Annotated in this window: 10 protein-coding genes; all 10 read right to left on the bottom strand. The window is 70.6% G+C overall.

Going from position 1 to position 14,988, the window contains the following annotated elements:
• Nucleotides 1-35 precede the first annotated feature (35 nt).
• On the bottom strand, nt 36-797 hold the full coding sequence (locus tag GRF61_RS11455; protein WP_169150789.1) for a GntR family transcriptional regulator: 762 nt from the start codon (nt 795-797) through the stop codon (nt 36-38).
• A gap of 682 nt (nt 798-1,479) precedes the next feature.
• Nucleotides 1,480-2,676, bottom strand: a complete 1,197-nt coding sequence (locus GRF61_RS11450; RefSeq protein WP_169150788.1) for an acetyl-CoA C-acyltransferase — start codon at nt 2,674-2,676, stop codon at nt 1,480-1,482.
• Nucleotides 2,677-2,699: 23 nt separating this feature from the next.
• Nucleotides 2,700-5,090: a 3-hydroxyacyl-CoA dehydrogenase/enoyl-CoA hydratase family protein gene (locus GRF61_RS11445; protein WP_169150787.1), complete on the bottom strand. Its 2,391-nt coding sequence runs from the start codon at nt 5,088-5,090 to the stop codon at nt 2,700-2,702.
• Between the two features lie 122 nt (nt 5,091-5,212).
• A complete protein-coding gene (locus GRF61_RS11440) occupies nt 5,213-6,490 on the bottom strand; it encodes an outer membrane protein transport protein (protein WP_169150786.1) in 1,278 nt (425 codons plus the stop codon).
• A gap of 115 nt (nt 6,491-6,605) precedes the next feature.
• Nucleotides 6,606-7,013, bottom strand: coding sequence for an acyl-CoA thioesterase (locus tag GRF61_RS11435; RefSeq protein ID WP_248281206.1), 408 nt, complete (start codon nt 7,011-7,013; stop codon nt 6,606-6,608).
• On the bottom strand, nt 7,010-9,121 hold the full coding sequence (locus tag GRF61_RS11430) for a 3-hydroxyacyl-CoA dehydrogenase NAD-binding domain-containing protein (RefSeq protein WP_169150785.1): 2,112 nt from the start codon (nt 9,119-9,121) through the stop codon (nt 7,010-7,012). The genes GRF61_RS11435 and GRF61_RS11430 overlap by 4 nt, the downstream gene beginning before the upstream one ends.
• Nucleotides 9,118-10,401 (bottom strand): acetyl-CoA C-acetyltransferase, encoded by a 1,284-nt coding sequence (locus tag GRF61_RS11425; protein ID WP_169150784.1) that lies wholly within the window; start codon nt 10,399-10,401, stop codon nt 9,118-9,120. The genes GRF61_RS11430 and GRF61_RS11425 overlap by 4 nt, the downstream gene beginning before the upstream one ends.
• An 11-nt stretch (nt 10,402-10,412) precedes the next feature.
• A complete protein-coding gene (locus GRF61_RS11420) occupies nt 10,413-12,917 on the bottom strand; it encodes an acyl-CoA dehydrogenase (protein ID WP_169150783.1) in 2,505 nt (834 codons plus the stop codon).
• 102 nt (nt 12,918-13,019) lie between these two features.
• Entirely contained in the window at nt 13,020-13,718 is a 699-nt protein-coding gene (locus GRF61_RS11415; RefSeq protein ID WP_169150782.1) for a TetR/AcrR family transcriptional regulator, read from the bottom strand.
• Between the two features lie 365 nt (nt 13,719-14,083).
• A partial coding sequence (gene chrA, locus GRF61_RS11410; RefSeq protein ID WP_169150781.1) for a chromate efflux transporter occupies nt 14,084-14,988 on the bottom strand: 905 nt, incomplete at its 5' end.

The following is a 14,988-nucleotide window of genomic DNA, read 5'->3' as shown; positions in this document are numbered from 1 at the left end:
TGTTTTTTGCGTGGGGTTGGTGCTGCGGGAAAGCCTTATCCGGGCACGATCAGGCTGGCGCCGGGGATGAGTTCGCGGATCGCCGGGTGGGCGAGCGTGGTTTCGAGGTTGCGCTGGGGAATGCGGGCGTGCTCCCGCATCAGCGCCTCGGCGCGGGCGCCTTCGCGGCCGGCCAGGGCTTCGACCACCGCGCGGTGCTGGGCATTGGCCAGACGCAGGGTGTGCAGCGCGTCCGGCGCCACCGCCTGCACCCGCAGGAAGCCATTGGGCGAGGCGAAGGGCAGCGCCATCGCCCGCTCCACCTGGCGGCGCACCACCTCGCTGCCGCAGGCGCCGGCGATGAGCTCGTGAAAGCGGGCGTTGCCGTCCACGTAGGCGGCGAAGCGGGCTTCGCTCAGTGCTTCATCGCCGGCCAGCACTTCGTCGATCTGGTCCACACAGTCGGCCAGCGCCTCCAGCAGCGCCGGCGCCACCCCGCGCTCCGCCGCCAGCCGGGCGGACAGCCCTTCCAACGTGGCGCGGATCTGGATGGCGTCGCGGATCTCGTCCAGCGAGAAGGCCCGCACCCGGAAGCCGCCGGACTGTATCGGCTCCAGCAGCCCTTCTTCCTGCAGCCGCACCAGTGCGGTCCGGATGGGCGTGCGGGAAATGCCGGTCGCCTCGGCCATCACCGGCTCCGACAGCCGCTCGCCCGGCGCCAGCTCACCGGCCAGGATCATCTCGCGCAGGCGCAGCAGTGCGCGCACGGTCTGTGAGGAGGTGGCTTCGGCGGCTTCAGGGATGGGGGCGGAGGCCATGGGGCAATCCAGCTCAAGGTGTATACAGGGCAAAGTGTATACACAGTAAAACTGAATTACTCATAAAAGTATTTTATTTATGGACGGCGGGATGGAATGGGGTTGCCGGGTTCAGCTGGGATGGCTGGCGTTTCGGGCCGTGGGCGGCAATACCTTGCAGTCATGGCCATTCGGCAAGCTCAGGGCGAACGGCAGCGGGTTCTTGCGGCTGCGATGGAGGGTAAAGACGAGGCTAGCGGCAGGCAGAGATCGGCAGTTCGCTTCAAGGCGAAAAAAGAAGGCCGCTCCATGGCGGCCTTTTATATGTATACAACTCTTCATGCTGCGTATACCTCGCCATGCCTTGGCCGATTGGACCGATACGGCCTGGGGCAATGGGGCGTGGGAGGAAAATGTGAAGCACCGCTTCGCTCGCCGGAGTGCCCTGGGGTTAGCCGAGAGCGGGTGGGGGAAAAAGAGGCTACGGGGATTGAATAACCGCAAGCGCCCTGGCGGGCGCTCCCCCTCTCCCCAACGCTCTCCCACGAGGGGAGAGGGGGAGCGGCGGCGGGCCCTGGAGGCTCGCGGTCTATCAGGAACCGCGCCTTTCGGTTGCCTCATTCAGGCGCCTTTGCCGGCAGGCCCTTTCCGGCCTCCCGCAAACCACCTCCCCAGCACCTCTCCACGTCCAAACCACTTTCCGCTACACCCGCTCAAACACCCCTGCCGCGCCCATGCCCGTGCCTATGCACATGCTGATCATCCCGTAGCGCGCTTCGCCGCGTGCCATCGCGGCCAGCAGCGTGGCGGTGCGGATGGCGCCGGTCGCGCCCAGCGGGTGGCCGAGGGCGATGGCACCGCCCAAGGGATTCACCTTCCGCGCATCCAGGCCGAGTTGGCGGGAGACGCACAGGGCCTGGGCGGCGAAGGCCTCGTTCAGCTCTATCCAGTCGATGTCGCGCAGGTGCAGGCCGGCTCGAGCCAGGGCGCGGGGGATGGCTTCCACCGGGCCTATGCCCATGATCTCCGGCGGCACGCCGGCCACCGCGTAGCTGCGGAAGCGGGCCACCGGCGCGCAGCCGTAGCGCTTCAGCGCGCGTTCGCTCATCAACAGCACCGCGCCGGCGCCGTCGGACATCTGCGAGCTGTTGCCGGCGGTGACCGAGCCGCGGGCGGCGAACACCGGCTTGAGCTTGGCCAGGCCCTCGGTGGAGGCGTCGGCGCGCGGGCCTTCGTCGTCTTCCACCAGGCGCTCGGCGATGCGCACCGTGCCGCCTTCGCCCGGCAGGTGGGCACGCACCGGGTAGGGGGCGATCTCGTCGCGGAAGCGGCCGGCGGCGATGGCGGCGGTGGCGCGACGGTGGGATTCGAGCGCGAAGGCGTCCTGGTCGGCGCGGCTCACCTGCCAGCGCTCGGCCACCTTCTCGGCGGTGAGGCCCATGCCGTAGGCGATGCCGACGTTCTCCGGGTGGGCGAAGATCTCCGGGTTGAGGCTGACCTTGTTGCCCATGATCTGCGGCATCGCGCTCATGCTCTCGGTGCCGGCGGCGATCATGACGTCGGCCTCGCCCAGGCGGATGCGGTTGGCGGCGTCCGCCACCGCCTGCAGGCCGGAGGCGCAGAAACGGTTGATGGTCACGCCCGGCACCCGCTCCGGCAGGCCGGCCAGCAGCAGGCCGATGCGGGCCACGTTCATGCCCTGCTCCGCTTCCGGCATGGCGCAGCCGGCGATGACGTCGCCGATCTCGCCGGCATCCACGCCCGGCACCCGCGCCAGCAGCGCGCGCAGCACATGGGCCAGCATGTCGTCCGGCCGCACCCGGCGGAAGGCGCCGTTGCGCCTGGCCACCGGGGTGCGCACCGCGGCGACGAGGTAGGCGTCCTGTATCTCTTTGCTCATCGTGTGTTCTCCTCGGCCGGCGCTCAGTTGCGCAGCGGCTTGCCGGTTTCCAGCATGTGCACGATGCGCTGCTGGGTTTTCTCCTCTTTCAGCAGAGCGACGAACTGCGCTCGCTCCACCTCCAGCAGCCACTGCTCGTCGACCTCGCTGCCGCTGTCCACCTCGCCGCCGCACAGGGCGATGGCGGCGGCCTTGCCGACGCGGTAGTCATAGGCGGAGATGAAGCCACCCTCGGCCATGTTGGCGAGCAGCATCTCGCAGGTGGCGACGCCGTTGCGCCCGGCCACCACCACCTTGCGTTCCCGCGCCGGCGGCCGCCAGCCGGCCTCGGCCAGCGCGCGGGCGCGGCGCAGGGCGACGTAGAGCAGCTCGTCCGCATGCAGCAGGATGTCATCGCCCGGCCGGCCGAAGCCCAGCGCCACCGCTTCGCTGGCGCTCTTGGCCACCGTGGCGCGGGCGATGGTCTGGAAGGCGTTCTGGATGTAGAGGAAGACGTCGCCGCCGGCGGCGCGCTGCGCCAGCCGGTGCGCCTGCAGGGCGAACTCCTTGCTGCCACCGCCGGCCGGGATCAGGCCCACGCCCACTTCCACCAGGCCGACGTAGCTTTCCAGCGCCATCACCCGGTGCGCCGCATGCATGGCGAACTCGCAGCCGCCGCCCAGGGCCAGGCCCTGCACCGCGGCCACCACCGGCACCTGGGCGTGCTTGAGCGCCATCGACACCTGCTGGAACTTGGCCACGGTGGCTTCCAGGCGGCCGAACTCGCCGGCGGCGCAGGCGGCGGCCACCTGTTGCAGGTTGGCGCCGACGGCGAAGGGCGGTTCATGCCACAGCACCAGCCCGTCCAGCTCGCTTTCGGCGCGCGCCACCGCTTCCAGCAGGCCGTCCATCACCTCTTCGCCGATGGCGTGCATCTTGGATTTGAAGGAGACGATGCCGATGCCTGCGTCCTGGTCGGCGCGCCGCCACAGGCGCACGCCCTCGTTCTCCCACAAGGTGTCGCCGGCCTCGGGCGCGGCCTCGCCCAGCACCCGCTCCGGGTAGAGCTGGCGGCGGTAGACGTCCAGCGTGGAGCGCGGCTTCATCGTCCGCTCGGCGGCGCTCCAGGAGCCGTCCGGCTCGTGCACGCCGCCGTAGGCGCTGCGCTCGGCCACCCAGTCGGGCAGCGGTACTTCGGTCATCGCCCGGCCGGCGGCGATGTCCTCGCCCACCGCCTGGGCGATGGCGCCCCAGCCGGCGGCCTGCCAGGTTTCGAACGGGCCCTGCGCCCAGCCGAAGCCCCAGCGCATCGCCAGGTCCACATCGCGAGCGTTGTCCGCCACTTCATCCAGCTGCACCGCGCAGTAATGGAAGAGGTCGCGGAAGATGGCCCACAGGAACTGCGCTTGCGGGTGGTCGCTGGCGCGCAGCGCGGCAAAGCGCGCCGCCGGGTCGCGCTGCTTGAGGAGGGCGGCGACCTCCGGCGCCACCTCGCCGGCGCTGGGGCGGTAGTCGCGCTTCTCCGGGTCCAGCACCAGGATCTGGCGGCCATCCTTGCGATAGACGCCGGCGCGGGTCTTCTGCCCAAGCGCGCCCTGGGCGATCAACCCGTCCAGCCAGGCGGGGTGGCGGAAATAGGCATGCCAGGGGTCGTCCGGCAGCGTGGCCGCCATGGTGTCCACCACGTGCGCCAGCGTATCCAGGCCGACCACGTCGGCGGTGCGGTAGGTGGCGCTCTTGGGCCGGCCGACGAGCGGGCCGGTGAGCGCATCCACCTCGTCGAAGCCCAGGCCGAGGCGGGCGGTGTGATGGATGACGGCGAGGATGGAGAACACGCCGATGCGGTTGGCGACGAAGTTGGGGGTGTCGCGGGCGCGCACGATGCGCTTGCCCAGGCGGCTGGTGAGCCAGGTCTCCAGCGCGTCCAGCATGGCGGCATCGCTGTCCGGCGCCGGGATCAGCTCCACCAGCGCCATGTAGCGCGGCGGATTGAAGAAGTGGACGCCGCAGAAGTGGCTGCGGCGGCCCGGCGGCACCGCCATCGCCAGTTCGGCGATGGACAGGCCGGAGGTGTTGCTGGCGAAGATGGCGCCGGGCTTGAGATGGGGCACGACCTTCTCGTAGAGGTCCAGCTTCCACTCCATCTTCTCGGCGATGGCTTCGATGACGAGATCGCATTCGCCGAGGCGGGCGAGGCCGTCGGCATAGGTGGCGGCCTCGATCAGTTCCACCTTCTCCGGCAGCGCCAGCGGCGCCGGGTCCAGCTTCTTCAGCCCGGCCAGGGCGCGGCGAACGACGCCGTCCGGCGGGCCCTCCTTGGCCGGCAGGTCGAACAGGATCACCGGCACGTCGGCATTGGCGCAGTGGGCGGCGATCTGCGCGCCCATGACGCCGGCGCCGAGCACGGCGACCTTGCGGATGATGAATCGGCTCATGCGTTCCTCCGGTGCGGGACGAAGCGAAGCGGGGACGGCCGCGCGCCCGCGGGCACGGCCGCAAGCCGGGCGCGGCCGCGGGTGCGGCCGGCGCCGGAGCGGGCGAGTCAGTCAGCCAAGGCTCAGAACGCCAGCGAGTACTGGGCGCCGACGATCCACACGCTGGAATCGTAGTCGCCGGTGACGCGGCCGCGGCCGTCGGCGGTCTGGTTGTTGTCGATCTTGGTCTTGGGCACGTAGAGGTAGGCCAGCCCCAGATCCACGGTGGACGCCTGCGTGGCCTTCCACTGGCCGCCGACGGTGAACCAGGTGCGGTCGTTGTCCGGCAGCGACACCAGGCGGCGCTCCTTGTCCTTCACCGGCGTCTGGTCGTAGGCGATGCCGAACTTCAGCTTCCAGGCGTCGTTGAGCTGGTAGTTGGCGCCGATGGCCAGCCGCCAGGTGTCGCGGAACTCGGTCTCCAGCGTCTGCACGGTGGCGCCGGCGAGGGCGCCGGAGGTACGCACGATGTCTACCTCCTTGATCTTGCTCCAGCCCGTCCAGGACACGTCGCCCAGCAGCTCCCAGCGGCTGTCCAGCCGGTGGGCGAGGCTGATGATGAGGGTATCCGGCAGCTCCACCTTGGCCTCGGCCTTGCCGGTGGTGAGCGCCGCGGTGGCGCCGGCGGCCGGCCCCTTCACCTTGAGATCGCCCTTGAGCTTGTGCTCGATGGAGGAACGGTAGGACACGCCCAGCCGGGTGGCGTCGGAGAGTTTGAACAGCGCGCCGATGTTCCAGCCCCAGGCGTCGGAATCCGCCTCCAGGATGGCGTGGGTGGCGGCCAGCGCTGGCGAGATCACCGCCGCCGCGCGTTCGTACTCCGCCTCCATGCGCTGCCAGTTGAGGCCGCCGCCTATGGACACCACCTCGTTCACCCGCCAGGCGATGGAGGGGTTGATGTTGTAGGTCTTGATGTCGAACTTGATCGAGTGGGCGGCGCCCACCCAGTCGTCGTCGTACTCGGTCATCAGGCCGAAGGGCGCGCCCAGGCCGACGCCGACGTAGACGTCGCGGTTCAGCGCCCAGGACAGGTAGCCGTTGGGCAGGTAGGCCCAGGAGCCGGCGTCCTTGGTGTCGCCCTGCAGGAAGCCGGTGCCGCTGGAGCCGTCGTTGTCGAACTTGAAGGCTGGCCGCACCGCCGAGATGCCCACCGAGAGCTCGCGCTCGCGCAGCTCGGTCATCCCCGCCGGGTTGAAGTAGATGGTGCTGGCGTTGTCCGCCACCGCGGCGGAGCCGGCGTAGGCGTTGCCGAGGCCGCTGGCGTTCTGCTCCAGGAGCTGGAAGCCGGCGGCGTGGCCGGCGGCTGGCGCCATCAGCACCAGGGCGGCCGGGATCAGTCGTGCAAGCTCTTTCCGTTGCATCGTGTCGTCTCCTCCTTTGTCGGGCGTTGCCGCCCTTGGCGCGCCGGGGACTGCCGCCCCGGTTGTCGTCGGCCGCGCTCGCCTGCGCCGCTGGCGCCGCGGTGTTACTGCCCGGTCATTCGGCCGGGATCGGGGATTTCTCCCCTGCTTCGTTGATGGCCACGTAGGTCAGCCTGGCCTCGGTCACCTTCACGAACACCGGCTCGGCATGGCCGCGCTCGGCGAAAACCACCACGTCCACCGTCACCGAGGTGCGGCCCACCGATTCCACCTTGGCGTAGAAGCTCACCAGGTCGCCCACCGACACAGGCTGCTTGAAGGTGAAGGAATTCACCGCCACGGTGACGACGCGGCACTTGGCGCGGCGGATGGCGGGGATGGAGCCGGCGATGTCCACCATGGACATGATCCAGCCGCCGAACACGTCGCCGGACGGGTTGGTGTCGGCCGGCATCGCCATCACGCGCAGCGAGAGGTGCTTGTCGGCGGGGAGGGATTCGCGGGAGATCGGGGGGGTGGTCATGGTTTTTCCTGCGTGGGGGTCTGGTCTGTAACCCCGCTATTTTGCTGCAACGCAGCACGCCCAGCTATCCGGAATTCCCCCACGTCCTCCAGATATTGCAAGGGCCCGCCGGTATAGGGCGCAAAGCCGGTGCCGAAGATCACGCCGGCGTCGGCCAGATCGGCATCCGCCACCACCTTTTCCGCAACGCAGCGACGCGCCGCCGCCAGCAGCGGGGCGATGATGCGTTCGGCCAGGCCCACGGGGGCGCCCTCGGCGGCATGCGTCGCGGCGGCGGACTTCTCCGCCCTGCCCTCCTTCCAGCGGTAGTAACCCTGGCCGGTCTTGCGGCCGAGGTGGCCGGCTTCCACCAGCATGGCCAGCCGCGCCGGCACCTGGGCCTCGCCGCCGGTGAGGCCGCGGCCGGCGGCCAGCGCCACATCCAGGCCCACGGTGTCCACCAGCTCCACCGGCCCCATCGGCATGCCGAAGGCGAGCAGCGCGGCATCCACCGTTTCCGGCGCAATACCTTCTTCCACGCAGCGCAGCGCTTCCAGCATGTAGGGCGCCAGCACCGCGTTCACCAGGAAGCCGGGCGCGCTCTTCACCGGTAGCGGCAGCTTGTCGATGCGGCGGACGAAGCTGGCGGCGGCCTGGGCCAACGCCGGCGCGGTCTGCGCGCCGCTCACCACTTCCACCAGCGGCATGCGCGGCACCGGGTTGAAGAAGTGGACACCGACCAGGCGGCCGGGGTCGGCCAGCACGGTGGCGATGTCTTCCAGCCGCAGGCTGGAGGTGTTGGTGGCGAGCAACGCATCCGGCCTGGCCTTGCGCTCCAGCTCGGCGAACAGGCTGCGCTTGGCTTCCAGGTCTTCGAAGATGGCTTCGATCACCAGGTCAGCGCGGGCCACGCCGTGGCCTTGCGGGTCGGGCAGCAGGCGGTCCAGCGCGAAGCGCACCGCGCGTTCGGTGTCTTCGCTGCGCGAGCCCTTGCCGCGGCCACCTTTGCCGCGCCCGCTCTTAGCACTGCCTCCCAGCTTGCGCCGGAACAGTTCGGCGGCACGGCCGATGGCGGGGGCGATGCGCGCCACCGACTGATCCTGCAGCGTCACCGTCAAGCCGGCGAGCACGCAGACGGCGGCGATGTCGCCGCCCATCACGCCGGCGCCGACCACATGCACATGGCGCGGCGCGAAGCCGCTCTCCTTGCCGTAGCCCTTCAGCCGCTCCTGCAGGAAGAACACCCGCAGCAGCTTGCGGGTGGTGGGCGAGGCGATCAGCGCCTCCAGCGAAGCCGGATGGCCGGCCGGTACCGCCAGCGCGTTGCCGCCGTGGCGCTCCCAGATCTCCAGGATGGCGTAGGGCGCCGGGTAGTGTTCCGCGCGCACCCGCGCCTCCAGCTGCTTGCGGGCACGGTTGGCGACCAGCGGTTTCAGCGGCCCATCCAGCAGGCGCGCCAGCAAGGGCGGCTGGCGCAGCGGCTGGCCGGAGAGCACCAGCATGCGGGCGGCGTTCTCCATGACCCGCGCCGGCACGCAGTCGTCCGCGAGGCCGAGGCGCTTGGCGCGGCGCGCGTCCACGCTTTTGCCGGCCAGCATCATGTCCAGCGCCGCCGGCGGGCCGATCAGCGCCGGCAGCCGCTTCATGCCGCCCCAGCCGGGCACGATGCCCAGCATCACCTCCGGCAGCGCCAGCCTGGTGTCCTTGTCATCCACCACCAGCCGGTAGCGGCAGGCCAGCGCCAGTTCCAGGCCGCCGCCCAGGCAGTGGCCGCGGATCAGCGCCAGCGTGGGAAAGGGCAGCGCGGCAACGCGTTCGAACAGCGCCCAGCCGCGCGTCACCAGGGCGCGGGCGGCGGTGGCGGAATCCAGCTGCTCGAACTCGCTGACGTCCGCGCCGGCGATGAAACCGGCCGGCTTGGCGGAGGCGATGATGAGGGCGCGCGGCGGCGCCGCTTCCAGCCGGCCCAGCACTTCGTCCAGCTCGTCCATCACCGCCCGCGACAGGGTGTTGGTGGCGGACTCGGCCTTGTCCAGCCACAGCCAGGTGGGGCCGCCGGCTTCTTCGGCGAGGCGCCAGTGGCGGCCGCCGGCCGCCGCGCGCAACAGGGCGCTGGCTTCCGCGTTCATGCCAGGTTCTCCACCAGCATCGCCCCGCCCTGCCCGCCGCCTATGCAGATGGCGGCGATGCCGCGCTTGCCGCCGGTGCGCCGCAGCACCCGCAGCAGGTGGAGAACGATGCGCGCGCCGCTGGCGCCCACCGGATGGCCCAGCGCCACCGCGCCGCCATCCACATTGAGCCGCGCCGCCTCCGGCGCGCCGGGCGCCGGACGGCCGAATTCGCGCAGGAACAGGGCCTCGTCGCCAAAGGCGCGCAGGCAGGCGATCACCTGGGCGGCGAAGGCTTCGTTGATCTCCCAGGCGTCGATGTCGGCGCTGGCGAGCTGGTTGCGCGCCAGCAGCGGCGCGCTGGCGTACACCGGCCCCAGGCCCATGCGCTCCGGCGCCAGCCCGGCCCAGGCGCTGTCCACGATGCGGCCCAGCGGCTGCAGGCGGTGGCGCTCCACCGCCGCTGCCGAGGCCAGCAGCAGCCAGGCGGCGCCGTCGGTGATCTGCGAGCTGTTGCCGGGGGTGACGCGGCCGTAGCGCTTGTCGAAGAAGGGTTTGAGCTTGGCCAGCCCCTCGGTGGAAGCGTCGCGGCGCAGGCCGTCGTCGCTGGCGTGGAGATCGCCGTCCGGGCTCACCAGCGGCACGATCTCGTCGTTGAAGTGGCCGGCATCCTGTGCCGCCGCCACCCGTCTGTGGCTCTCCAGCGCATAAGCGTCCATCTCCTCGCGGGAGATGCCGAACTCCCAGGCCAGGTTCTCGGCGGTCTGGCCCATGGTCTGGCCTACCACCGGATCGGTCAGCCCTTTGACGATGCCTATCACCGGCGCGAGGTAAGCCGGGCGGAAGCCGCGCAGCACCTGCAGGCGCGCCACTGGCCCGCGCGCCGCGTACCAGGCGGAGAACCAGCGCACCATCGCATCAGAGAACAGCAACGGCGCGCGCGACAGCGCATCCACGCCACCGGCCAGCACCAGCCCGGAGCGGCCGGCCTGGATGTTGGCAATGGCGGAATCCAGCGCCTGCATGCCGCTGGCGCAGTTGCGCATCACCGTCCAGCCGGGCACCGCAGCGCCGCAGCCCATGCGCAGGGCGACCACCCGGCCGATGTTCACTTCGTCCGGCGAGGGGCTGGCACAGCCGAGGATGACTTCGTCCAGCTCGGCCGGCGCGAAGCGCTGGCGCAGCAGCAGCGCGCGGCCAGCGGCGGTGGCGAGGTCGGCCGCCGAGAAGGGGCCGGGCGCGTTGCGCGCCTTGAGGAAAGGCGTGCGGGCGCCGTCGATGATGTAGATGCTGCGATCCATGTGCGCCGCCCTCAGGCCACCGCCCGCGTGGGCGCGGCGGCGCCGGGCGCGGCCGCCGCGCTGCCGCCCGTGCCAGCCGCCACCGTTGCCCCGAACTCGAAGGGGAAATCGTCCACCCGGATCACCTTGTCGCGCAGTTCGCCCCGTCGCTTCAGCATAGACAACTCGTCGTCGTCGATGACGCCGTCTTCGCGCGCCTGCAGCCACACCGCGTCCACACCGCCGCCGGGCGCCGGCCGCGGCTTGAAGCGGCCTTCCTTCTGCGCCCGGCGCACCTTGGCTTCGATGGGCTCGGCCGCCACGGTGGCGAGCAGCGCCGCTTCCAGCGCAGCCACCGGTTCGTCGACTGCGGTGGGCAGGAAGACGTCGGCGGTGAGGCGGTCGCGGGTCGGCGAGGGCGAGATCAGGCGCTTGGCGACTTCATGGCCGAGGCGGTCGGACGGCACCACGTAGGGCCGGCCCAGCGGGAACACCACCAGCCGGCGCAGCAGCATGGCGAAGAAGCGGTTGGGGAAGTTGGCGATGACGCCCTCGAAGGCGTTCTGCGCGCGGAACATGCAGTCCCAGATCGCCCAGTGCATCAACGGCGCGTCTTCCGCCTGGCGGCCTTCGGCCTCGAAGCGCTTCAGCGTGGCCGAGGCCAAGTACATCAGCGACAGGATGTCGCCCAGCCGGGCGGAGAGCTTTTCCTTGCGCTTGAGCGCGCCGCCCATGGTGCCCATCGAGAGGTCGGCGAGGAAGGCGAAGGCGGCGGAGAAGCGGGTGAGTTGCTGGTAGTAGCGGCGGGTTTCCGGCGCCACGTCCGCCGGCACGCCGACGAAGTGGGAGCCGGTGAGGCCCATGACCAGCGCCCGCACGCCGTTGGACAGGGTGTAGCCGATGTGGCCCCAGAAGGCGCGGTCGAAGGCGGCGAGGTCGCCCTTGCCGGCGGCGTGCATTTCCTCCAGCACATAGGGATGGCAGCGGATCGCGCCCTGGCCGAACAGGATCAGGCTGCGGGTGAGGATGTTGGCGCCCTCCACCGTGATGCCCACCGGAATCTGCTGGTAGGCACGGCCGAGGAAGTTCTGCGGGCCAAGGCAGATGCCCTTGCCGCCGATGACGTCCATGCCGTCGTTCACCGTCTGCCGCGCGCGCTCGGTGACGTGGTACTTGACGATGGCCGACACCACCGAGGGCTTCTCGCCGAGGTCGATGGCGCCGGCGGTCATCACCCGCGCGGCGTCGCATAGATAGGTATTGGCGCCGATGCGGGTGAGCGCCTCTTCCACACCCTCGAAGCGGCCGATGGCGGTCTTGAACTGGTAGCGCACCCGGGCGTAGGCGCCGACCGCGCGGGCGGTGAGCTTCTGCATGCCGGTGTTGGAGCCGGGCAGCGAGATGCTGCGGCCGGCGGCCAGGCACTCCATCAGCATGCGCCAGCCCTGGCCGGCCATCTTCGGCCCGCCGATGATGAAGTCCAGCGGCATGAACACGTCCTGGCCGCGGATGGGGCCGTTCATCCACACCGCGTTGAGCGGAAAGTGGCGGCGGCCGATGTCCACGCCGGGGTGCTCATGCGGCACCAGCGCGCAGGTGATGCCGATGTCCTCGACGCCACCCAGCAGGTGGTCCGGGTCGTAGAGGCGGAAGGCGAGGCCGAACACGGTGCATACCGGCGCCAGCGTGATGTAGCGCTTGTCGAAGCTCACCCGCATGCCCAGCACCTCGCGCCCCTGCCACTGGCCGCGGCAGACCACGCCGGCGTCCGGGATGGAGGCGGCGTCCGAGCCGGCCCAGGGGCTGGTCAGAGCGAAGGCGGGAATGTCCTCGCCGCAGGCCAGCCGCGGCAGGTAGTGGCGCTTCTGCTCCGGCGTGCCGTAGTGCAGCAGCAACTCCGCCGGGCCCAGCGAGTTGGGCACCATCACCGTCACCGCCGGCGCCGAGGAACGGGTGGAGAGCTTGGTCACCACCTGGGAATGGGCATAGGCGGAGAAGCCTTTGCCGCCGTATTCCCTGGGAATGATCATGCCGAGGAAGCCCTGCTCCTTGATGTAGCGCCAGACCTCGGGCGACATGTCGTGCTGGCTGGTGGCCTCCCAGTCCTGCACCCGGCGGCACAGCTCGCTGGTCTCGTTGTCGAGGAAAGCCTGCTCCTCGACATTCAGCCGCGGCCAGGGATAGGCGGCGAAGCGGCGCCAGTCCGGCTTGCCAGCGAACAGCTCGCCTTCCCACCACACGGTGCCGGCCTCCAGCGCGTCGCGCTCGGTCTGCGACATCGCCGGCAGCGCTCGGCGGAAGCCCTTGAACAGCGGCGCGCTGACCAGGCGGCGGCGCAGCGCCGGCAGCAGGAACACGCCCAGCGCCAGCGCATAGAGGACGATCACCACCCAGGCCACCGCCGGCGGCCAGCCGCCCGCCCAGGCCAAGGCGCCAAGCCACAGCAGACCCGCCGCGTACCAGGCAAAAAAAGGCGCTCGCCCATAGGCGAGCGCGCCTGCCACGGGAGGGAAGAAAACCAGCAGCCACCAGATCATCGTCGTCTCCTGTCTCCGTCGCCGCGCGTCTGCGGCGCGGTCGCGTTTGATTCGAACCTGACTGTTCGCGGGCCTTGCCGCCCGCCTGCTACCTGCGTTTCTTTATGCGGCGGCGGCGCCCTCGGCAGCATCGCGCGCGGCGCTGAATACCGGCAGCGGCGCACGCAGGCCGCCAAGCAGGAAGGACATCAGCCGCGGCATCAGCCGCTGCGGGTCGGCATCGTCGAAGGTGCCGGCGAAGAGCTGCAGCGCATCGGTGCCGGCGATGGCGTAGGACATCGCCCCCATCATGAAATGGAAGCGCCACAGGATTTCCTCCCGCGGCACGTCCGCCAGCGCGCGGTAGAGCGCGCCGAGGAAACGCTCCAGCACTTCGGCATATTCCTCGGCGAGGAACTGGCGCACGAAGGCGTTCGGCTCGGTATAAGTACGGCCCAGCAGGCGCATGAAGGTGTGGCCGCCGTGCTCGGTGTCGGCCGCCAGCGCCAGCGCGGTGCCGAAGAAGGCTTCGACGATGCGGCTGGGCTTGAGCGGCGCGCCCTGCGCTTCCGCCTCCAGCCGGTCCAGCGCCGCCAGCCGCTGGCGGTTCAGCTCGGTGAGACGGCGGCGGAATACTTCCTGGATGAGCGCGTCCTTGCTGCCGAAGTGGTAGTTCACCGCGGCCAGGTTGGCGTTCGCCCTGCCGGTGATCATCCGCATCGAAGTCGCCTCCAGCCCGTGCTCCACGAACAGCGCCTCGGCGGCATCCAGGATGCGGTCGCGGGTTTCGGAAGCCTGGCGGGGAAGCGCGCTGTCGTTCATCTGGCGTCTCGGGCGGAGTCGATTCAAACGTTTGTTTGAATCATACGTTTCATTTATGGCATGTCAAGCCTTGCGACCTCACCGCGGGAAAGCCCTTATCCCGCTCCTGGGAAAACGGCCACGCGCGTGTGGCGCCCCTGGTACGGGCGAGAAAGTGCTCATGCATTGTGCCGGGCCATCAACCGCGCCCGCTGTGGGACGATGGCGCCCGCCTGGCACGACCTGCCGACGGCCGCATCCGGCAGCGATGAAACAGGCGCGGAACGCATCTGCCCCAAGCAGCGAAGAAGAAATCGCCCGGATCGACGCCCATTACATCGAAATCACCGGTGCGGTCCGAATCACTGAACGCCTGGCCGCCAGACTCAGGCGGCCAGCTGCCCCGCCAGCGCGGCCAGCCCTACCACCACCGCTGGCGGCACCCGGCCCGGCACGAGCAGGCCGAAGCAGGCCAGGGCCAGGGCGAAGTCGGTACGGGTGTGGATGGCGCTGGTCCACACCGGATCGTAGAGCGCCGACAGCAGGATGCCGACCACGCCGGCGTTGATGCCGGCCAGCGCGGCCTGCACCCGCCGGCGGCGGCGCAGCCGTTCCCAGAAGGGCAGCGCGGCCAGGAGCACCAGGAATGCCGGCAGGAAGATCACCACCAGCAGCACCAGCCCGCCGCGCCAGCCCTGCAGGGGCCAGTCGGCCACCGCGCCGAGGAAGGCGGCGAAGGAGAACAAGGGCCCGGGAACCGCCTGCGCGGCGCCGTAGCCGGCGAGGAAATCGGCATTGCCCACCACGCCGGCCGCGGCGGTGGCCGACTGCAGCAGGGGCAGGACGACGTGGCCGCCGCCGAACACCAGCGCCCCGGCGCGGAACACGCCGTCTATCAGCGCCGCGCTGGGCGAAGCGCTGGCCGAGGCCCACAGCGGCAGGCCGAGCAGCAGGAGCACGAGCGCGCCCAGGGCCGTCATGCCCAGGCGCGGTGAAACCGCATGCGGCGCCGGATGCGCCGCCGCCGACGGCGCCAGGCGCAGGCACCAGCGGCCGGCCAGCCCGGTCGCGGCGATGGCGGCGAGCTGGGTCCAGGCCGAGGGCAGCAGCAGCGTCAGCAGCGCAGCCAGCAGCGCCAGCGCGACGCGCGGGCGGTCCGGGCACAGCGTCTTCGCCATGCCCCAGACGGCTTGCGCCACCACCGCCACCGCAACCACCTTCAGGCCATGCACCCAGCCGGCGTCGGCGAGCGCCCGGTACTCGGTCAGGCCGTAGGCGAACAGGATGAGCG

Source organism: Azoarcus sp. TTM-91, assembly GCF_012911025.1.
In the GTDB taxonomy this organism is placed as follows: domain Bacteria; phylum Pseudomonadota; class Gammaproteobacteria; order Burkholderiales; family Rhodocyclaceae; genus Azoarcus.
Note: the sequence above shows the minus strand (reverse complement) of the source record. Positions and strands in the feature narration are given on the sequence as shown.

Bases quoted from the DNA above. Each gene is read 5' to 3' on its own strand.
- GRF61_RS11455 (WP_169150789.1), bottom strand. From the start codon at position 797: ATGGCCTCCGCCCCCATCCCTGAAGCCGCCGAAGCCACCTCCTCACAG.
- GRF61_RS11450 (WP_169150788.1), bottom strand. From the start codon at position 2,676: ATGAGCAAAGAGATACAGGACGCCTACCTCGTCGCCGCGGTGCGCACC.
- GRF61_RS11445 (WP_169150787.1), bottom strand. From the start codon at position 5,090: ATGAGCCGATTCATCATCCGCAAGGTCGCCGTGCTCGGCGCCGGCGTC.
- GRF61_RS11440 (WP_169150786.1), bottom strand. From the start codon at position 6,490: ATGCAACGGAAAGAGCTTGCACGACTGATCCCGGCCGCCCTGGTGCTG.
- GRF61_RS11435 (WP_248281206.1), bottom strand. From the start codon at position 7,013: ATGACCACCCCCCCGATCTCCCGCGAATCCCTCCCCGCCGACAAGCAC.
- GRF61_RS11430 (WP_169150785.1), bottom strand. From the start codon at position 9,121: ATGAACGCGGAAGCCAGCGCCCTGTTGCGCGCGGCGGCCGGCGGCCGC.
- GRF61_RS11425 (WP_169150784.1), bottom strand. From the start codon at position 10,401: ATGGATCGCAGCATCTACATCATCGACGGCGCCCGCACGCCTTTCCTC.
- GRF61_RS11420 (WP_169150783.1), bottom strand. From the start codon at position 12,917: ATGATCTGGTGGCTGCTGGTTTTCTTCCCTCCCGTGGCAGGCGCGCTC.
- GRF61_RS11415 (WP_169150782.1), bottom strand. From the start codon at position 13,718: ATGAACGACAGCGCGCTTCCCCGCCAGGCTTCCGAAACCCGCGACCGC.